14 protein-coding genes are annotated in these 15,525 nt (G+C 65.4%); 4 read left to right on the top strand and 10 right to left on the bottom strand.

All coding sequences use genetic code 11. The features are described from left to right. Nucleotide 1: 1 nt before the first annotated feature. The 5 genes from AB4Y43_RS15170 to leuC all read right to left on the bottom strand — a co-directional run bounded on the left by AB4Y43_RS15170 (nt 2) and on the right by leuC (nt 7,137). Nucleotides 2–2,335, bottom strand: a complete 2,334-nt coding sequence (locus tag AB4Y43_RS15170; RefSeq protein WP_368728118.1) for a FimV/HubP family polar landmark protein — start codon at nt 2,333–2,335, stop codon at nt 2–4. 166 nt (nt 2,336–2,501) lie between these two features. Further along, nucleotides 2,502–3,623, bottom strand: coding sequence for an aspartate-semialdehyde dehydrogenase (gene asd, locus AB4Y43_RS15165; protein ID WP_069261383.1), 1,122 nt, complete (start codon nt 3,621–3,623; stop codon nt 2,502–2,504). 323 nt (nt 3,624–3,946) lie between these two features. Beyond that, nucleotides 3,947–5,014 (bottom strand): 3-isopropylmalate dehydrogenase, encoded by a 1,068-nt coding sequence (gene leuB / locus AB4Y43_RS15160; RefSeq protein WP_133183870.1) that lies wholly within the window; start codon nt 5,012–5,014, stop codon nt 3,947–3,949. 44 nt (nt 5,015–5,058) lie between these two features. After that, a complete protein-coding gene (gene leuD / locus AB4Y43_RS15155) occupies nt 5,059–5,709 on the bottom strand; it encodes a 3-isopropylmalate dehydratase small subunit (RefSeq protein ID WP_368728117.1) in 651 nt (216 codons plus the stop codon). 18 nt (nt 5,710–5,727) lie between these two features. After that, a complete protein-coding gene (leuC, locus tag AB4Y43_RS15150; protein WP_069261386.1) occupies nt 5,728–7,137 on the bottom strand; it encodes a 3-isopropylmalate dehydratase large subunit in 1,410 nt (469 codons plus the stop codon). Nucleotides 7,138–7,860: 723 nt separating this feature from the next. Here leuC and AB4Y43_RS15145 point away from each other — a divergent pair. The 3 genes from AB4Y43_RS15145 (at nt 7,861) to AB4Y43_RS15135 (ending at nt 9,598) form a co-directional block, all read left to right on the top strand. After that, on the top strand, nt 7,861–8,691 hold the full coding sequence (locus tag AB4Y43_RS15145) for a MipA/OmpV family protein (protein WP_256094443.1): 831 nt from the start codon (nt 7,861–7,863) through the stop codon (nt 8,689–8,691). A 150-nt stretch (nt 8,692–8,841) separates the two neighbouring features. Further along, nucleotides 8,842–9,135 carry a zf-TFIIB domain-containing protein gene (locus tag AB4Y43_RS15140; RefSeq protein WP_368728116.1) on the top strand — a complete coding sequence of 98 codons (294 nt, stop codon included), beginning with the start codon at nt 8,842–8,844 and terminating at the stop codon, nt 9,133–9,135. 55 nt (nt 9,136–9,190) lie between these two features. Next, nucleotides 9,191–9,598 (top strand): TerB family tellurite resistance protein, encoded by a 408-nt coding sequence (locus AB4Y43_RS15135; RefSeq protein ID WP_035512506.1) that lies wholly within the window; start codon nt 9,191–9,193, stop codon nt 9,596–9,598. Nucleotides 9,599–9,717: 119 nt separating this feature from the next. Here the strand turns inward: AB4Y43_RS15135 and AB4Y43_RS15130 are convergent, their stop codons facing one another. From AB4Y43_RS15130 to AB4Y43_RS15115, 4 genes are all read right to left on the bottom strand, one after another. After that, nucleotides 9,718–10,374, bottom strand: a complete 657-nt coding sequence (locus tag AB4Y43_RS15130) for a response regulator transcription factor (RefSeq protein ID WP_321930572.1) — start codon at nt 10,372–10,374, stop codon at nt 9,718–9,720. A 69-nt stretch (nt 10,375–10,443) separates the two neighbouring features. Further along, nucleotides 10,444–11,796 (bottom strand): sensor histidine kinase, encoded by a 1,353-nt coding sequence (locus tag AB4Y43_RS15125; protein WP_368728115.1) that lies wholly within the window; start codon nt 11,794–11,796, stop codon nt 10,444–10,446. Between the two features lie 74 nt (nt 11,797–11,870). Continuing rightward, complete coding sequence (locus tag AB4Y43_RS15120; RefSeq protein WP_342946966.1) at nt 11,871–12,353, bottom strand: hypothetical protein; 483 nt, start codon at nt 12,351–12,353, stop codon at nt 11,871–11,873. A gap of 232 nt (nt 12,354–12,585) precedes the next feature. Beyond that, nucleotides 12,586–13,428, bottom strand: a complete 843-nt coding sequence (locus AB4Y43_RS15115) for an alpha/beta fold hydrolase (RefSeq protein WP_368682352.1) — start codon at nt 13,426–13,428, stop codon at nt 12,586–12,588. Nucleotides 13,429–13,590: 162 nt separating this feature from the next. Between AB4Y43_RS15115 and AB4Y43_RS15110 the strand changes: the two genes are divergently transcribed. Beyond that, the gene (locus AB4Y43_RS15110; protein WP_069261392.1) at nt 13,591–14,055 is read left to right on the top strand and encodes a glyoxalase/bleomycin resistance/extradiol dioxygenase family protein; all 465 of its coding nucleotides are present in this window, start codon (nt 13,591–13,593) and stop codon (nt 14,053–14,055) included. Nucleotides 14,056–14,172: 117 nt separating this feature from the next. Here AB4Y43_RS15110 and gltA read toward each other — a convergent pair whose 3' ends face one another. Beyond that, nucleotides 14,173–15,474, bottom strand: coding sequence for a citrate synthase (gltA, locus tag AB4Y43_RS15105; protein ID WP_133183860.1), 1,302 nt, complete (start codon nt 15,472–15,474; stop codon nt 14,173–14,175). Nucleotides 15,475–15,525: the final 51 nt, after the last annotated feature.

Genomic DNA, 15,525 nt, shown 5'->3' with positions numbered 1-15,525 from the left:
GTCACGAAAGCGGAGCGAGCGTCGACAGCAGCGCCTGCGCGTCGCTGCGCGTGGCGGGGTCGTTCGACTCGATCACTTCGTTGATGAGCGAGCGGGCGCCGGACACGTCGCCAAGCGCGATGTACTCGTGCGCGAGGTCGAGCTTGTTGCGCGCGATGCGCGCGAGCTGCTCGGGTGTGAAGACCGGCAGCGGCTCGGCCGAATCGGGCGGCAGGTTCAGGTCGAAGTCGAGCGTGAGCGCACCAAAGCGCGGCGCGCCGAGGCCCGCGAGCGCGCCTGCGCCCGCCGTACCCGCTTCGATGGCCTGGCCCGCCAGCGGCGGAGGCGGGTCGAAGAACGGCGAAGAAAGACGCGCCGACGCCTCGGGTGTGGCGGCCGGCTCGGTCGAGAGCGGCGCGGTGGGCATGACCGGCTCCCCGATACGCGGCGGCAGGGGCAGGTCGAGGCCACCCAGCGCGTCTACTGCATCTTGCGGGAACGCGATCGGGACTTCGGCGTAGCTCGTGTCCTCTGCGGTGACTGCGGGTGCTGACGGGGTTTCAGGTGCGGTAAGCGGCGCCGGCGGGCGCTCGAAGGCTTCGGTGATGGGCGGTGTCGCGACGGGCGATTCGGCCTGCGGCGCCTGCGCGGCTTGCTGCGGCTGCGCGGCTTGCGGTGCGCCGTCGCCGAAGTCGAGCGCGAGATCGGGCGTAGCCGGCTTTTGGGCGTGCGCCGGTTCCTCCAGCGTGCGCGCCAGCGCTTCGGCGTCTTCGGCTGTGCGCGGCGCGCCGAGACTTTCGGGCGGCAGCGCATCCGCGCCCAACTCCGCCGCTGCGGCGAGGCTGGCCGCGTTGGTCGCGTCGGCAAGCGTCTGCGGCTCCGCCGATTCGACGTCGTGCGGCAGTTCGGGGGCCGCGTGAGCTTCCTGCGCTGCCGAAGGCGCTTGCGCAGGGGCCGGGTGCAGTGTGTCGGTGAGCGTCGGCGGCAGCGCTTCGTCGTGTTCGAGCGGCGCGGCAGTCACGGCTGGGTTGGGCACCGGCGTGATCGCGACTTCGTTCGCAGCGGGTTCAGCCGGCGCAACCGGCGGCACAAACTCCGCTTCCTCGAGAGGCGCGACTTCGTTCACGCCCGGCTCATCCCCGGCGCGCGAAATCGGCTCGTGCAACACCGGCGGCTCGTCGGCCACAGGCGCGGCGGCAACGGCGGCAGCAGCCGACCCAGACGGTGTCGGCTCGTGCGCTTCGGGCGAAACCTCAGGCGCCTGCTTAGCCGGTTTCTTGCGTTTGCGCGTAAGCAGGCGCACGAACAACGCCAGCAGCGCGACGACGATCGCCGCCACGGCACCCATGGCGATCGGCGAGACTTCCGGTTGACCGCCAGCCGGGCCGGCGTTCGCCGCACCGTTCTGCACAGGCGCGCCGCCTTGGGTAGCAGGCGCACCCGCGGACGCGCCGCCCGCCGTTTGCGCCGGCTTGCCGATGCCGTGCTGCTGCAACGCCATCAGCACGCGGTTCTTCAGTGCGAGGAGCTGCTGCAGGCTGGAGACGGTCACGGGCGCCTTCGCGCCTTGTGCCGATGCGCTGCTGGCCGGGGCCTGCTGAACCGCACCGCTCCATACGTGCGAGTCGCTGCCCGCCGACGCCGGCGCCGCGGCGCTGGCGCCCATGGCAGCGGCACCAGAAGCGCCTGGCGCCGGCGCTTCGGGGCCGCTCGCTGCGACTGCCGAGGCAGCCCCCGCAGTCGTCGCGGCAGCACTTGCCGAACTCGCGCCGCCCGTTGCGGCAGCAGCCGCCGACGATGCAGCCGCTACCGCCTCGGCAGCGCCGCTCGAAGCAGCGGCCGGGGTGCTGGCAGGTGCAGCAGGTGCAGCAGGTGCGGCCGCCGTGGCGGCAGCGCTGGCGGCAGCCGAAGCTGCAGCCCCACCCGATGCCGCCGTCATGCCCTGCGGCGCACTCGAAACGTCCGGCGTGGCCGGCACGTTCAGCGTCGCACCCACGCGCATGCGACTGGGATCCTGCTTGATGAACGCACTGGGGTTCGCATCGAAGAGCGCGTGGCTCATGCGTGCGAGCGTGCCCTTGTCGTGCGACTGCGTGAGGTCGACGGCCACGTCATGCAACGACTGTCCGGGACGAACGGTGTATTGCCCCGCGATGCTCACCGCCGCCGCGGTGGACGATGCAGCACTGGGGGCACTGGCACCTGCCGCGCCTTGCGCCGCACTCGCGCCGCCCTGCGCAGCGGCGAGGCCGCAGAACAGGAAGCTCGCCGCCGCCACGGTGGCGCGGATGGCGCGCCGCCCTTGGGCGCGCTTCGCGCGAGGCGCGGCGGAAACAGAATCAAATCGAACGATCATCAGTTGCCCTGGCATACCGCTCTTGCGGCTGTCGATCAAATAGGTGTGTGCTTCGGGGCGATTGCATCGATGCATGCAATAAAAAGCATGCAACAAAAAAAGCGCCGCGACTGGCGCGGCGCTTTTCACCCTGTCTACGCGTCATTAGCCGCGTAGTTTAATTCATTCACTTGTCGAGCAGAATGCGCAGCATGCGGCGCAGCGGTTCAGCCGCGCCCCACAGCAGCTGGTCGCCCACCGTGAAGGCCGACAGATACTCGCCGCCCATGGCCAGCTTGCGCAGACGGCCAACCGGCACCGACAGCGTGCCCGTCACCACGGCCGGCGACAGATCGCGCATCGACGCCTCGCGCTGATTCGGCACGACCTTGACCCAGTCGTTGGCCGAAGCGAGGATGCCGTCGATCTCGTCGAGCGGCACGTCCTTCTTCAGCTTGATCGTGAGCGCCTGCGAGTGGCAGCGCATCGCGCCGATACGCACGCACAGGCCGTCGACCGGAATCGAGCCCGGCTGGCCCATGGCCGGCTTGCCGAGAATCTTGTTGGTTTCCGCGCCGCCCTTCCACTCTTCCTTCGACATGCCGTTGCCGAGATCCTTGTCGATCCACGGAATCAGCGAGCCCGCGAGCGGCACGCCGAAGTGTTCGGTCGGCATGGCGTCGCTGTTCATGGTGGCCAGCACCTTGCGGTCGATGTCGAGGATCGCCGACGACGGATTCGCCAGATCGCCCGCAACCGATGCGTTGAGCGCGCCCATCTGCGAGAGCAGTTCGCGCATGTTCTGCGCGCCCGCGCCCGAAGCGGCCTGGTAGGTCATGGCCGTCATCCAGTCGACGAGGTTCTCGCGGAACAGGCCGCCCAGCGCCATCAGCATGAGGCTGACCGTGCAGTTGCCGCCGACGAAGTCCTTCTGACCCTTGACCAGCGCGTCCTTGATGACGTCGAGGTTGACCGGGTCGAGGATGATGACGGCGTCGTCCTTCATGCGCAGCGCCGAGGCGGCGTCGATCCAGTAGCCGTTCCAGCCTGCCGCGCGCAGCTTCGGATACACCTCGTTGGTGTAGTCGCCGCCTTGGGCAGTGATGATGATGTCGCACTTCTTGAGCTCGTCGACGCTGTTCGCGTCCTTGAGCTTCGTCTCGTTTTTGGCGAACGACGGAGCCGCGCCGCCTGCGTTGCTGGTGCTGAAAAACACCGGTTCGATCAGGTCGAAATCGCGTTCTTCCTGCATGCGCTGCATCAGCACGCTGCCGACCATGCCGCGCCAACCTACGAGACCTACGTTCATGACTAACCCTTGAGATGGACACTTCCCCGCTTCGCTCGCCCGGCGTGGCCGCGCGGGGAAGATGAGCGGGCACGACGAGCGATCAACGAATGGTGATCGTTTTGATAATCGTCGTTTTCGTGGTGATGGCGAGCGAAATCGCACGGGCTTTCATGCCGTGGATGTTCGTAACAGTCGTGATCTGGGAGATCTTCGCCATCGAAGCAATATACACGAAACAGTTAATTTGCGCGGAAAAACCATGCTTTCCGCTATTTGGACGCCCGTTCAGGCGCGCGAAACAAAAAAGGGCACGCCTGAAACGGCATGCCCTTCGTGCGACTTTACAGCGCTGCGATCACCGCATCGCCCATTGCCACCGTGCCGACCTGCTTGCAGTCCGGCGTGATGATGTCGGCGGTGCGATAGCCTTGTTCCAGCACCTTCTTCACCGCGCTCTCGATGCGGTCCGCCTGTTCCGGGCGGCCCAGCGAGTAACGCAGCATCATGGCAGCCGAAAGGATCGTGGCGAGCGGATTGGCGATGCCCTTGCCCGCGATATCCGGTGCCGAACCGTGCGACGGCTCGTACAGACCCTTGTTGTTCTTGTCGAGCGAGGCCGAGGGCAGCATGCCGATCGAGCCCGTGAGCATCGCGGCTTCGTCCGAGAGAATGTCGCCGAACATGTTGCCGGTCACCACCACGTCGAACGCCTTCGGCGCCTTCACGAGCTGCATGGCCGCGTTGTCGACGTACATATGCGACAGCTCGACGTCCGGATATTCCTTCGAGACATCGATCATGATGTCCTTCCAGAACTGCGACGTTTCGAGCACGTTGGCCTTGTCGACAGAAGTGAGCTTCTTCTGGCGCTTTTGCGCGGCCTGGAACGCCACGTGAGCGATGCGGCGCACTTCGGGCTCTGCATAGCGCATCGTGTCGAAGCCTTCGCGCGCGCCCTTGAAGTTGCCGTCCGGCGCTTCGCGCGTACCGCGCGGCTGGCCGAAATAGATGTCGCCGTTCAGTTCGCGCACGATGAGGATGTCGAGGCCCGAAACGATTTCCGGCTTCAGCGACGACGCTCCCGTGAGCTGCGGATAGCAGATCGCCGGGCGGAAGTTCGCGAACAGTTCCAGATGCTTGCGCAGGCCGAGAATGGCCTGCTCGGGACGCAGCGCGCGCTCGAGCTTGTCGTACTTCCAGTCGCCCACGGCGCCGAACAGGATCGCGTCGGCCGACTTCGCCAGCGCGAGCGTTGCCTCGGGCAGCGGATGGCCGCTAGCCTCGTAGCCCGCGCCGCCAACCGGCGCCTCTTCCAGCTCGAACTTTTCGCCGAGTGCATTGAGCACCTTGACGGCTTCCTTGACGATCTCGGGACCGATGCCGTCGCCCGGCAGCACTGCAATCTTCATCCTGTGATTCCTCGCTGTTTGTTCAGTGTGCGTATGTGCAGTTATCAGAGCACGCGGTTGTTCAGCCACGGCTGGCGCGCGAGGCGCTCGGCTTCGTACTGGCGGATCTTGTCGGCGTGACGCAGCGTGAGGCCGATGTCGTCGAAGCCGTTCAGCAGACAGTAGCGGCGGAACGCGGCCACTTCGAACGGATATTCCTTCGAGCCGTCCGTCGTGCGCACGACCTGCTTGTCCAGATCGACCGTGAGCTGGAAACCGTTGAACGCGTACGTCTCGTTGAACAGGTGATCCACATCCGCTTCGGAAAGCACGATCGGCAGCAGGCCGTTCTTGAAGCAGTTGTTATAGAAGATGTCCGCGAAGCTCGGCGCGATGATCGCGCGGAAGCCGTACTGGTCGAGCGCCCACGGCGCGTGTTCGCGCGAGCTGCCGCAGCCGAAGTTCTTGCGCGTGAGCAGCACCGAGGCGCCCTGATAACGCGGCTGGTTCAGCACGAAGTCGGGGTTGAGCGGGCGCTTCGAGTTGTCCTGACCAGGCTCGCCGTGGTCGAGGTAACGCCATTCGTCGAAGGCGTTCGGGCCGAAGCCGGTGCGCTTGATCGACTTGAGGAACTGCTTGGGAATGATCGCGTCGGTATCGACATTCTCGCGATCGAGCGCCGCCACGACGCCGGTGTGTACGATGAATTTTTCCATGATCCGTGTAGCCTCTGCTCAGCCCAGCTTGCGAATGTCGACGAAATGGCCTTCGATTGCCGCGGCGGCTGCCATGGCCGGGCTCACGAGGTGCGTGCGACCGCCCGCGCCCTGACGGCCTTCGAAGTTGCGGTTCGACGTAGACGCGCAGCGCTCGCCCGGCTCCAGCCGGTCGGCGTTCATCGCGAGACACATCGAGCAGCCCGGCTCGCGCCATTCGAAACCGGCTTCGGTGAACACCTTGTCGAGGCCTTCGCGCTCGGCTTGCGCCTTCACGAGACCCGAGCCCGGCACGACCATCGCGAGGCGGATGTTCGGCGCCACGCGGCGGCCGAGCTTCTTCACGACGTAAGCGGCGGAGCGCAGGTCTTCGATGCGTGCGTTCGTGCACGAGCCGATGAAAATCTTGTCCGGCTTGATCGACTCGATCGGCGTATTCGGTTCGAGCGCCATGTACTGCAGCGCGCGTTCCATCGCGTCGCGCTTGACCGGGTCCTTCTCGCGCTCGGGGTCCGGCACACGGCTGTCGACTGCCGTGACCATTTCCGGCGACGTGCCCCACGTGACCTGCGGCACGATGTCGGCCGCGCTCAGTTCGACCACGCGGTCGAAATGCGCGCCTTCGTCGGTGCGGAAGTTCTTCCAGTACTCGACGGCCTGATCCCACTCCGCGCCTTGCGGCGAGTACGGACGGCCCTTGAGGTATTCGATCGTGGTGTCGTCCACGGCGACCATGCCGGCGCGCGCGCCGCCTTCGATCGCCATGTTGCACACGGTCATGCGGCCTTCCATCGTGAGGCTGCGGATCATCGAGCCGCCGAACTCCATGGCGTAGCCCGTGCCGCCCGCCGTGCCGATCTTGCCGATGATGGCGAGCACGATGTCCTTCGCGGTGCAACCGCGCGGCAGCTGGCCCTCGACCTTCACGAGCATGTTCTTGCTCTTCTTTTGCAGGAGCGTTTGCGTGGCCAGCACGTGCTCGACTTCAGACGTGCCAATGCCGTGCGCGAGCGCACCGAACGCGCCGTGCGTGGACGTGTGCGAGTCGCCGCAGACGATGGTCATGCCGGGCAGCGTTGCGCCCTGTTCCGGACCGACGATGTGCACGATGCCCTGACGCTGGTCGGCCATCTTGAACTGCGTGATGCCGAAGGCGTCGCAGTTCGAATCGAGCGTGTCCACCTGCAGCTTCGAGACCGGATCGGCAATGCCGTGGCTGCGGTCCGTGGTCGGCACGTTGTGGTCGGAAACGGCCAGATTCGCGCTGATGCGCCACACCGGGCGCTCGTGCAGCTTCAGGCCTTCGAAAGCCTGCGGACTGGTGACTTCGTGCAACAGATGACGGTCGATGTAGAGAATCGTCGTGCCATCGTCTTCCGTGTGGACCACATGGGTGTCCCACAATTTGTCGTAGAGCGTCTTTGCCATGATGTGCGGGGAAATGTTTGACTGCGGGGCAATACAGTGTGAATCGATTATGCCACGCGAAACCCGCTCACCACAGGACCCCTTCCGAAAAAAAGCGATAAAAAACAGGGAGTTGGGTGGTAGTCGCGATACCTGTATCAGCGTTACCCGGCGCGCGCGTCGTCGGCGCGCAGGGGCGCCACGCCGTAGCGGGCGCCGCTCGGCCGTGCGTCAAAAGGGTTCGGGATACAAAAAAGAGGATGCGCCGGCCCGACCACGACCGGCGCAAGTTGGTGACCGCTGTGAGAACGGTGCAACATGGGCTTCGGGTTCCGCGACACAGGGGGGCCGCATCGCCGAGGTCCATAGCTGTCTAACGGCAAATCGGCGCCAAGGTTTAATCGGGTGATTGCGGCGCTCCAGAACGGTGCGTGGAGCCTTCGCAATTCAATTAGTTTTCCTTATTATCAAGACTCGTTTCACGCTTTCGACGGCCATCGCCACCGGGGGGCGCGGCGAGTCGCCGGGGCGGACGCCGCCCGGTCATGGACAAGCCAGGCACGAGGTTTGCTCGACGAGCCCGGCCGCGCGGAGTTCCATTGTGAGTGCGTCGCACTCAACGAACGACGCCGCGGCTCACCAGGCAAACCCGGAGGCTTCATGCCACTCGCAATCCGCACTGCGCAACAACGAAAAAACAGAATAAAACCATCGGCGCCGCGCCGCTCGCGGGCCACGCAGCGTGTGTCTCTCGCCGCTGCGGCATGCGCTCTCGCCGCGCTCGCCCCGCGTGCCGAGGCGCAGACCCCCTCGCCGCTCGGCGAATGGCAATATTCCGCGGGCATTCCGCTGGAAAAGATGTTTCAGCCGAACCGTCCCGACTTCGAGGCGCGGCTCGGCGTGGGCGCCACCTTCGAACCGCGCTACGACGGCTCGGACCGCTATCACACGCTGGTCGGGCCGAGCATCGATCTGCGCTACAAGGACATCCTGTTCGGTTCGACGGGCGAAGGCTTCGGCGTCAACGTTCTGCAGGGCCCGAACTGGCGCGTGAGCGTCGCCGGGGCCTACGACCTCGGACGTCGCGGCCAGGACGACCCGACGCGGCTGCACGGCATGGGCAACATCAACCCGGCGCCCGAATTGAAGATCGCCGGCGAGTACGTGATTTCGAAGGACTTTCCGCTCGTGTTCCGCACCGCCTTCACGCGCAGTTTCGGCGGTTCGAACGGCTGGACCGCGGATCTCGGCGCCTATATGCCGCTGCCCGGCAGCAACCAGAACTTCTACTGGTTCGCCGGCCCCTCGGTCACATTCGCCGACTCGAACTACATGCAGAGCTGGTTTGGCGTGACGCCGCAGCAGGCGGCCGCGTCGGGTTACCGTCAGTACGACGCGAGCGCGGGCCTCAAGTCGGCCGGCTTCGGCATCACGATGGTCTACTTCGTCAACAAACATTGGTTCGTGAGCGCGGACGGCGCCATCAAGCGCCTGCTCGGCAGCGCCTCGCACAGCCCGATCATCCAGTCGAAGACGGGCGGCGTTTGCGACGTCTCGATCAATTACCAGTTCTAGTGTGGCCGGCCGCCTGACCGGCGTCAGGCCGGCGCGCTCCTCATTCTTCGCTCATTTTGCTCTGTCAGGATGGTTTCCATCGAGGCCGCACTGCCCTTCAGGCAAGACGGCACGGGCCTCGATGAACTGTCACTCATCACGGAGCGCATCATGAAATGCCCCAACTGCCCTGACGTCACCCTCTCGCTCACTGAGCGTCAGGGCGTCGAACTCGACTACTGCCCGCAGTGTCGCGGCGTCTGGCTCGATCGCGGCGAACTCGACAAGCTGATCGAACGCAGCGGCAACCGGCACTATCGCAACGAAGGCGATGCACAGGCATTCCGCCAGCACGGCTCGAAGCACAGCGCGCGACACGGCGACTATGCCCCGCGCCGCGCTCACGAAAGCTACCGCGGCAACAGCCACCGTCGCAAGTCGTGGCTGCAGGACATCTTCGACTGAGCCGCTGCTGCGCCTGCCGTTTTATCGACATCACGTTTGAAGAGGATTCCTGACCATGCGTACCTATACCTGCAACAGCCCGCAAGCCGCGGGCCGCATCGTCGCCGTCGCGCTGCTCGCAGACGGCCACCTGAGCAGCGAGGAGCTTGCAGCCGTCCATCGCGCGCGCCTGGCCGACCGGCTCGGCCTTGCGCCCGGCGAATTCGGCGACATCCTCAAGGGCCTCTGCGAAGACTTGCAGACCACTTCGCACCTGAACTGGAGCGATGCGTGCAAGCTCGACTCCGACGTGATGCAGCAGGTGATGCGCGAGCTCGACGATCCCGCGCTGCGTGCCGAAGTGCTGAATCTGTGCCATGTGGCCGTGTATTCGGACCGGCACGTGGCCGAAAGCGAAGTCGCGCTGCTCGCCTCGCTTAGCCGTGCGTGGCAGAAGGAACCCTGGCAGCGCCTGCTGGCGTAAGTTCGAGCGCGATGCGTGACCTTCCCCCGCGCATCGCGCCACGCGGCGAGCCCCGCGCCCGCCGCGGTTTTTACAGCGCGCAGCTTTTTGCGCGCTTTTTTCTTCGATTGCGCCGACGCTCACACGCACACGGCCCAGCCGAGCCCGCGCACATTGCGGATCACCGCGTGACCGAACTTGCGGCGCACGCTGTAGATTACGGCGTCGACCGCGTTGCTTTCCACTTCCTCACCCCAGCCATAGAGCCGCTCCTCGATTTGCTGTCGCGACAGGATCGCGCCCGGCCGCTCGAGCAACGCGAGCATGAGCGCGTATTCGCGCGCGGAGAGATCGTCGGACTGACCGTCGAACGTGAGGCGGCGCGCGTTCATGTCGAGTGTGACGCGGCCGCTGCCCATGGTCGGCGAGGCAAAGCCCGACTTGCGTCGCACCACGGCGCGGATGCGCGCGAGCAGCTCCTTGCTCTCGAATGGCTTCACGAGATAGTCGTCGGCGCCGAGATCGAGGCCTTCCACGCGCGTGTCCACGTCGTCGCGCGCGGTGATGATGAGCACGGGCGTGGCGTCCTGCGACTCGCGCAGCGTGCGCAGCACGTCGAGCCCGCTCATATCGCCGAGACCGAGGTCGAGCAGCACCGCCGTATACGAGCCGTCGCGAATGGCGTCGCGACCGCTCTCGCCCGTGCGCACCCAGTCGACGCTGTATGACGCGTCCTTCAACGCGCGCAGCAGCGCTGGGCCGATCAGCAGATCGTCTTCGATCAGCAGAATGCGCATCGTGTCTGTCCCTTGTTTCGCATGCTTCCCGGATTTGCCTGACCTGTGCTCGCTAGATCGACGCGGTGCTCACGCGCGCGGCAACTCGCGCGGTAATTCGATACGCGCGACGATTCCGCTTTGCCCATCGCGCCGGTTCGCGAGCGTCACGCACCCGCGATAGCTGCGCGCTACCGCCTGCGCGATGGCGAGACCAAGGCCGCTGCCGTGCGAGTCGTGCTTACCACGCGGGTCACCCCGATGACCACCCGCGCGAAAAAACCGGTCGAACACGCGCGGCAAATCGGCCTCGGCGATGCCGGGTCCGTTGTCGATCACGTCGATGACGACACTTTTGTCCTCGCGACGCACCGCCACGTCAACGTTCGCGCCTGCGTGGCTATAGCGAATCGCGTTGTCCACGAGATTGCGCACGAGCACGCGCATGTCTGTTTCGGTTGCGCGCATCGTCACGTCGTCGAGGCACGTCACGCCCAGATCGACACCGCGCGCGTCGGCAAGCGGCAGCAGGTCGGCCAGCACGTCAGTGACGACTTGCGCGAGCGGCACCTCCGCCAGCACGCGTTGCGTGCTGCCGATTTCGGCGCGCGCGAGACCGAGCAGCTGCGAAACGAGCGCCCCGGTGCGCACGATGCCGCGGCGCAGTTCCTCGAAGCGCTCCGGGTACTGTTCGGGCGGCGCGTTGTGCAGGTTGTCGATTTGCAACTGCATGGCGGAGATCGGCGAGCGCAGTTCGTGCGCGGCATCGGCGATGAACATGCGCTCGGCATTCACGAGCACGGAAAGGCGCTCGATCATACGATTGATCGACTCGACGAAGGGTCGCAGCTCGACGGGTGCCTGCCCCACTTCGAGCGGCTTGAGGTCGTGCAGATCGACCTTCGCCGCACGCCGACCGACGCGCTCCAGCGGCCGCAGTGAAACGCGCACCGTCACCGCGATCGTGAGCGCGAGCAGTGGCAGCAGCGCGAGCACCGGCGACAGGCTCCAGAACGCCACGCGCAAGGCGTTGCGATTGCGCATGCTGCGCGATTCGGCCACCTGAATGTATTCGTCGCCGGCGGCGAGTGCGAACACGTCCCATGACTCGCCGTCGTATTCGACCGACGAGAAGCCGCTTGGCGCGCGCGGCAGCGCGACACGCGCGTTGCTCGTACGGCTCGGGACTTCGCCGTCGTCGGCGGACCAGATCTGCACGACGAAATTGTCGGCGGCGTCGCTGTCGCCGCGCGGCTCGATCGCGCGATGCGGCACGCCGGTCTGCACGTGCGCGGCTGCATCGCGCAGCGTCGTGTTGAACTCGGCGGCGAGACTGCGCACGACGAGGAAGGTGCCGAGCGCACCCAGCATGCCGACGAGGATCGCGAGCGTGCCGATCGCAATGCTCAGGCGGCGATGCAGGGAATGCGCGGCAAAAAACATGGAGCGTCTCGGGTGGGAAGGCGCGCTCCATCATAAAGGATTCGCCGTGCGCAAATCAGGCCGTGCGGTGGGTTTCAGCGATGCGAGCCGCCATGCATGCCACCCGCCCCGCTCCAGACGCCGCCGTGACCACCGTGGAAACCGCCATGAAATCCGCCGTGCATGCCTGGCCCCGGATGCATATGTGGGCCGCCAGGAAAGACGTGATCCATGTGATGAAAGTGATGGAAGTGATCGACGAACACGAACGAGCCGCCCACGAACACCGGCGGCCACCAGCCGTACCATGGACCGGCGTACCAGGTCGTCGCGTCGGTCCATGCCACCGGGTAGACCAGCGTGCCGTCGTTACCCTGCACGATCTGCCAGGTGCCGTCGGGCTGCAGGCAGGCGAGACCGCTGATCACCTGCGGCGCGCCGTCGATCTCGGCAGTGCCGGTGACGGTGCGGCAGTCGGGCGGCGGGTAAGACGACGCGTCCGCGGGCTGCTGCGACGTGGCCGACGTCGTGCAGGCGCCCAGACAGGCCAGCGCCGTGAAGACGAGAAGTTTGCGCATGATGTCGCCCCTCTCGACGGACCGGCCTCGCAGCGCACGGGCTGTGCGCCTTGGCCGTGAAGACTCCATCGGTACGCCTGGCACGCAGCGCGTGAGCGGGCTCGCGCCGGCCGCGTGTCATCTGCAAAACGAGGGGCGCGGGGGCACTATTCCGTTGCGCCCGGCGCGAGCGGCCAGGCCCTGATTACGACTTGTATCGCGACGTGGTTCCGCGAACTGGACGTGTCGCGTTTCATGCCTGCCACCGCTTGACGAACTCCCGGATATCGTCGTTCACACGCGCGGCGTGGTTGAAGTACATGCCGTGCGTGCCGCCCTCATAGACCTTCAGCGTCGCGTGCTCGAGCGCGGCCGCCGTGGGACGTCCGGTTATCTCGAGCGGCGCCGAGGCATCGCAGTCGCCGTGCAGCACGAGCGCCGGCACGTCGATCGCGGCCAGTTCGCGGCGAAAGTCGGTGACCATCTGCACGCGCGACAGCTGCGCCGCGCCGTACAGCGACGCGTTCAGCATCATGTCGGCCGTCCACTGAATGACCGCGTGCGATGTACCGGGGCTGAAGTAAGCCTCGGCGCGCCGCGAGATCCAGTCGGGAAACGACGTGAGCATCTCTTCGATGGACGCTTCGAAAAGACTCGCATCGAGGCCGCCAGGATTGTCAGCAGTCTTGAGCAAGCACGGCGTCGACGCCGGCGAAAGCAGCACAATGCCTGCCACGCGGCGCGAGCCGTAGCGGCTCAAATAGCGCACGATCTCGCCGCTCGCGAACGAATGGCCGACCAGCGTGGCGCGTTCCAGACCTCGGGCGGCAAGGACGGCTTCGAGATCGTCGGCGAGCGTGTCATAGTCGTAGCCGCGGCCAGGGTCGCTCGAGCGGCCATGCCCGCGGCGGTCGTAGGCCACGCAGCGAAAACCCGCGGCCGCGAGCGGCGCGCACTGGTAGTTCCACATGTCGGCGTTGAGCGTCCAGCCCGAGAGGAACACGAGCGGTGCGCCATCGCCCCAGTCGCGATAGTGCAGCGCGGTATCGTCGTCGATGCGGATGTAGCCGGGTTGGCGGGCGTTGAAAGTTGCCATGGTCGTCGCTCCTTGCGGGTGGGGTGTGCCGATGAGCGACATCGTCGTCGATGCCGTGCGAGCTGACGATTACGTGGGAGGTAAGGCCGGGCGTGAGCGCGCTGCGCGCAATCGCACCACGCTGGTGCTAGATTCGTCACACGTACTGCCTGGGAGACAAGCATGAGCAATATCTCGCCGCGTCCGGCCTTCGGGTCTGCCATCTACTATCGCGATCCGTTCGCCGCGCTCGACTGGCTCGAAAAGGCATTCGGCTTTACGCGCCAGTTCGTCGTCACGTCGCCGGACGGGAAGCTCGGTCACTCGGAAATGCGCTTTGGCGACGGCTACGTGATGATTTGCGGCGGCTGGCCCGGCATGCCCTACACGAGCCCCGCCGAACTGGAAGGCAGGAACACGCAGTCGGTCCACGTGCAGCTGAAAAGCGGCCTCGACGCGCATTGCGAACGCGCCCGCGCCGCCGGGGCAAAGATCATCCGCGAGCCGGCGGACCAGTTCTACGGCGACCGCGTCTATGTGGCGTGCGACCCCGAAGGCCACGTGTGGAGCTTCGGCGAGACGGTGCGCGAGGTCACGCGCGAGGAAGCGGAAGCGGCGAGCGGGCTGAAGATCGACGGCTGGATTTGAGCGCGGCCGCGGCCTCAAATAGAAAACGCCCCGACGGGCAATAACCCGTCGGGGCGTTTGCATGAGAGCTCGCACGCGGCGCGCCATCGAGCGCGCGGCGTGGCAAAGCGAAACTGCTTAGCGTTGCGAGATCGGCTTCGCTTCGCGCGGCGTTTCGCCGATGAACAGCTGACGCGGACGGCCGATCTTCTGCTCGGGGTCGGCGATCATTTCGTTCCACTGCGCAATCCAGCCCACCGTACGTGCCATCGCGAAGATACACGTGAACATCGAGGTCGGGATGCCCAGTGCGCGCTGCACGATGCCCGAGTAGAAGTCGACGTTCGGGTACAGCTTGCGCGACACAAAGTATTCGTCTTCCAGCGCGATCTTTTCGAGCTGCATGGCGAGCTTGAAGAGCGGATCGTCGTGCAGGCCCAGTTCGTTGAGCACTTCGTAGCACGTTTCGCGCATGAGCTTCGCACGCGGATCGTAGTTCTTGTACACGCGGTGGCCAAAGCCCATCAGTTTCACGCCCGAGTTCTTGTCCTTCACCTGCTTGATGAACTCAGGAATCTTGTCCGGCGAGCCGATTTCTTCCAGCATGTTCAGTGCGGCTTCGTTCGCACCACCGTGCGCCGGGCCCCACAGACAGGCGATACCCGCAGCGATACACGCGAACGGATTCGCACCCGACGAACCGGCCAGACGTACGGTAGACGTCGAAGCGTTCTGCTCGTGGTCGGCGTGCAGGATGAGGATACGGTCGAGGGCGCGCACGAGCACGTCGTTGACCTTGTACTCTTCGCACGGGTTCGAGAACATCATGCGCATGAAGTTCGCGCTGTACGACAGATTGTTCTGCGGATACACGAACGGCTGGCCGATCGAGTACTTGTACGCCATGGCGACGAGCGTCGGCAGCTTCGCGATCATACGGATCGCCGAAACTTCACGATGCTTCGGGTTATTGATGTCGAGCGAGTCGTGATAGAACGCCGAAAGCGCGCCGACTGCGGCGACCAGAATCGCCATCGGGTGCGCGTCGCGACGGAAGCCGCGGAAGAAGAACTGCATTTGCTCGTGAACCATCGTGTGCTGCGTGACGGTCTTCACGAACTCTTCCTTCTGCGCCGCGTTCGGCAGTTCGCCGCGGTACAGCAGGTAGCAGGTTTCGAGGAAGTCGGCGTTTTGCGCGAGGTTGTCGATCGGGTAGCCGCGGTAAAGCAGCTCGCCCTTGTCCCCGTCGATGTACGTGATCGCCGAGTTGCACGAGGCCGTCGACATGAAGCCCGGGTCATACGTGAACTTGCCGGTCTGACCGTACAGTTTGCGGATGTCGATCACATCCGGGCCCATCGTGCCCTTGTAGATCGGCAGTTCGACGCTCGGCGAATTGTCGCTGAACGATAGCGTGGCTTTTACATCAGACGGGGTCATAGCACATCCTCAATCGAAGATAAACACGGGATTCGATAGTTTTGTACGTCG

Origin of the sequence: Paraburkholderia sp. BR10872 (assembly GCF_040965835.1) — a bacterium.
In the GTDB taxonomy this organism is placed as follows: domain Bacteria; phylum Pseudomonadota; class Gammaproteobacteria; order Burkholderiales; family Burkholderiaceae; genus Paraburkholderia; species Paraburkholderia nodosa_A.
Note: the sequence above shows the minus strand (reverse complement) of the source record. Positions and strands in the feature narration are given on the sequence as shown.

Excerpts from the sequence above, each read along its gene's own strand:
- AB4Y43_RS15170 (WP_368728118.1), bottom strand. The coding sequence starts at position 2,335 with ATGATCGTTCGATTTGATTCTGTTTCCGCCGCGCCTCGCGCGAAGCGC.
- asd (WP_069261383.1), bottom strand. The coding sequence starts at position 3,623 with ATGAACGTAGGTCTCGTAGGTTGGCGCGGCATGGTCGGCAGCGTGCTG.
- leuB (WP_133183870.1), bottom strand. The coding sequence starts at position 5,014 with ATGAAGATTGCAGTGCTGCCGGGCGACGGCATCGGTCCCGAGATCGTC.
- leuD (WP_368728117.1), bottom strand. The coding sequence starts at position 5,709 with ATGGAAAAATTCATCGTACACACCGGCGTCGTGGCGGCGCTCGATCGC.
- leuC (WP_069261386.1), bottom strand. The coding sequence starts at position 7,137 with ATGGCAAAGACGCTCTACGACAAATTGTGGGACACCCATGTGGTCCAC.
- AB4Y43_RS15140 (WP_368728116.1), top strand. The coding sequence starts at position 8,842 with ATGAAATGCCCCAACTGCCCTGACGTCACCCTCTCGCTCACTGAGCGT.
- AB4Y43_RS15135 (WP_035512506.1), top strand. The coding sequence starts at position 9,191 with ATGCGTACCTATACCTGCAACAGCCCGCAAGCCGCGGGCCGCATCGTC.
- AB4Y43_RS15130 (WP_321930572.1), bottom strand. The coding sequence starts at position 10,374 with ATGCGCATTCTGCTGATCGAAGACGATCTGCTGATCGGCCCAGCGCTG.
- AB4Y43_RS15125 (WP_368728115.1), bottom strand. The coding sequence starts at position 11,796 with ATGTTTTTTGCCGCGCATTCCCTGCATCGCCGCCTGAGCATTGCGATC.
- AB4Y43_RS15120 (WP_342946966.1), bottom strand. The coding sequence starts at position 12,353 with ATGCGCAAACTTCTCGTCTTCACGGCGCTGGCCTGTCTGGGCGCCTGC.
- AB4Y43_RS15115 (WP_368682352.1), bottom strand. The coding sequence starts at position 13,428 with ATGGCAACTTTCAACGCCCGCCAACCCGGCTACATCCGCATCGACGAC.
- AB4Y43_RS15110 (WP_069261392.1), top strand. The coding sequence starts at position 13,591 with ATGAGCAATATCTCGCCGCGTCCGGCCTTCGGGTCTGCCATCTACTAT.
- gltA (WP_133183860.1), bottom strand. The coding sequence starts at position 15,474 with ATGACCCCGTCTGATGTAAAAGCCACGCTATCGTTCAGCGACAATTCG.